Source organism: Micromonospora sp. NPDC000207 (assembly GCF_040300925.1).
Taxonomy (GTDB): domain Bacteria; phylum Actinomycetota; class Actinomycetes; order Mycobacteriales; family Micromonosporaceae; genus Micromonospora.
The window spans coordinates 1-2,500 of sequence record NZ_JBEPEQ010000222.1 but is presented as its reverse complement, the minus strand read 5'-3'; the positions used below and the strand labels follow the sequence as shown (position 1 = coordinate 2,500).

At 72.3% G+C, this 2,500-nt stretch carries 2 protein-coding genes and 2 pseudogenes; 1 reads left to right on the top strand and 3 read right to left on the bottom strand.

Annotation, left to right across the window (positions count from 1 at the left end):
• Nucleotides 1-361 (bottom strand): annotated as a pseudogene (locus ABT336_RS27230) (hypothetical protein); the annotation flags it as partial.
• Nucleotides 362-738: 377 nt separating this feature from the next.
• Between ABT336_RS27230 and ABT336_RS27225 the strand changes: the two are divergent.
• A complete protein-coding gene (locus ABT336_RS27225; protein ID WP_350900434.1) occupies nucleotides 739-1,299 on the top strand; it encodes an NUDIX hydrolase in 561 nt (186 codons plus the stop codon).
• Between the two features lie 21 nt (nucleotides 1,300-1,320).
• On the opposite strand, the gene ABT336_RS27220 is transcribed toward ABT336_RS27225, so the two are convergent.
• Nucleotides 1,321-2,115, bottom strand: a complete 795-nt coding sequence (locus tag ABT336_RS27220; RefSeq protein WP_350900432.1) for an SAM-dependent methyltransferase — start codon at nucleotides 2,113-2,115, stop codon at nucleotides 1,321-1,323.
• Nucleotides 2,116-2,201: 86 nt separating this feature from the next.
• Nucleotides 2,202-2,500 (bottom strand): annotated as a pseudogene (locus tag ABT336_RS27215) (helix-turn-helix domain-containing protein); the annotation flags it as partial.

The window sequence follows — 2,500 nt, the reverse complement described above, 5'->3', positions numbered from 1 at the left end:
ACTCGTCCGGGCCGGGCGAGGTGTCGCCACCGGGCTCGGCGGGGCCCGTCGCCACGGGTCCCGGGTCGTCATCGTCGTTGCCGGTGAGCAGCAGCGCGCCGCCGACGCCGCAGACGGCGAGGATGAGCAGCACGGCCGCACCGATGCCGAGCCCGACGAAGAGGCCCTTGTTCGACTTCTGCGGCGGCGGGGCGCCGAACTGCTGCGGTCCGCCGGGGTAGCCCGCGCCCTGGTAACCGGGCTGCCCGGGCTGGCCCGGCTGGCCGTACGCGGGGTACCCGCCCTGCTGGGCCGGCGGCCCACTCCAGGGGGTCACGTTCGGATCAGGCTGCCCGCCGTACGGAGGGTAGTTGTCGCTCATCTGAAGCCCTTATCGCTCTCGACTGTTGCCCAGGCACGGGATCTTCAGTCAGGGTAGTGAGCGGCGCAAATTACGATGCGCTTCGGGTCGGCCACCACGGCTTCGGAGACGGTTTACCGACGGCAACCTTCCACAGTCCGTGGTTGTTACGAGTCAGTTCGTGTTGGGCCTGCGGAGTCGCCGTCGGGGCCAGGACGACCGGATACGCGCACGGGTAAGGGGAATCGGGGTCTGGTCGAGGGGTACGAACCCCACCACCCCCCGAGTTCAAGGTGTGATGCAGATCACCAAAGTGGCGGGTCGCCGGATCCGTCACCCCATTGTCCCGAATCATCCACTACCGACCCGGTCCATCCTCCACCCGTCGGGAGTGCCCCATGCGCGACGCCCCGGTGTCACCGATCGTCGACCTGTTGGCCACCTACCGGCCACGTACCGCCGACGAGGCAGCCGACGTGGAACGGACCCGGACCCTCCTCGACACCGGCGACCCGTGGTCCCGCGACCTGCCACTGCACGTCACCGGGTCCGCACTCGTCGTCCACCCCCCGACCGGACGGATCCTGCTCCGGTGGCACGCCCGCCAGGGGGCCTGGTTGCAGGTCGGCGGACACGGCGACCCCGGCGAGCACCACCCGCTGGACGTGGCGCTGCGCGAGGGGGGCGAGGAGACCAACCTGGACGACCTGGTGTGCTGGCCGAACGGGTCCCTGCGGCAGGTGGTCGTGGTGCGGGTGAACGCGAGCCCCACCGAGCCCGCCCACGAACACGCCGACCTCCGGTTCGTCCTGGCCACCGGCACCCCCGAGACGGCCAGGCCGGAGAATCCCACCGCCGAGCTGCGTTGGCTGACCGTCCCCGAGGCCCTGGACCTGATCACCGAGGCGAACCTGCGGGACTTCGTCACCCGGGTCGGGGAGCTGCTCGACCAGAACTGACAGTCCGGTGACCGCCGCCGGTCAGGGCTTGCGCCCCACCGCCCCGTACGCGTCGATCGCCGGGGTGTCGTCGTCGGCACGCCACCTGGTGATCGAGGTCAGTCCCGGTTCGACGGGGGTCAACCCGTCGAAGAACCCGCCGATCTGCTCCGGGCTGCGCAGCACGTACGGGACTCCCCCGCTGGCCACCAGCCGCGCCGCCCCCTCGACCACGGCGGGGCTGGTGTCGGTGCCGTCCCAGAGGACCAGGTGGCTTCCGGAGGGCACCGCGTCCAGGACCATGGCGACGATCGAGCGGGCCACCTCCAGGTCGGGTTCGTAACCGAGGACCCCCATGAACATCACCGCCACCGGCTCCCGGAAGTCCAGGGCGTCGGCGGCCTCGGTGAGGATCCGCTCCGGGTCGTGGTAGTCGGCGGGGACGTACCGGGTGGTGCCCGCACCGGCGGGGCTGACCAGCAGGGCCCGGGCGTGCACCAGGACCATCGGGTCGTTGTCGACGTAGACGACCCGGGACCCGGGGGCGACGGACTGGGCCACCTCGTGGGTGTTCTGCATGGTGGGCAGGCCGGTGCCGACGTCGAGGAACTGCCTGATCCCGGCCTCGGCCGCCAGGTGCCCGACGGTCCGGACGAGGAACCGCCGGGACTCCCGGGCCATGACGACGATCTCCGGGTACACCTGCGCCACCGCCGCACCGGCGGCCCGGTCGGCGGCGAAGTTGTCCTTCCCGCCCATCCAGTAGTTCCAGATCCGCGCCGCGTGGGGCACCTCGACGTCGAGTTCGGTGGCGAGGCCCGGTACCCGATCGGCCATGGCGGGCTCCTCTGCATCTGCGAGACGGCAAGGTGATCCACTGTAGACGCCTCGTGTCGACCGAGGGGTTCAGGGCGTCGGGGCGGTCACCGGGCGCCGTCGACGCCGCAGGCCCGCCCGAGGTCGACGAGCCGGGGGTCGGGGCGTACCGACCGGCGCAGGACCAGGGCCACCACCTCCCGGGCCGCCGGACGGGACCGGACCTCGGCGGGCGCGGTCCGGTCGGCGGCGAGGAGGGTACGACCGGCTGCCACCACGTCGCCGAGCAGGACGTACGCCCGGGCGGTGTCGACCTGGTGGTCAGCGCGGACGGCGAGGGGAAGGTGCGCGTACCCCGGATGGCCGACGACCCGGGCGTGGGCGGCCAGGGCGCGGTCCGGTTCGC

Excerpts from the sequence above, each read along its gene's own strand:
- ABT336_RS27225 (WP_350900434.1), top strand. The coding sequence starts at position 739 with ATGCGCGACGCCCCGGTGTCACCGATCGTCGACCTGTTGGCCACCTAC.
- ABT336_RS27220 (WP_350900432.1), bottom strand. The coding sequence starts at position 2,115 with ATGGCCGATCGGGTACCGGGCCTCGCCACCGAACTCGACGTCGAGGTG.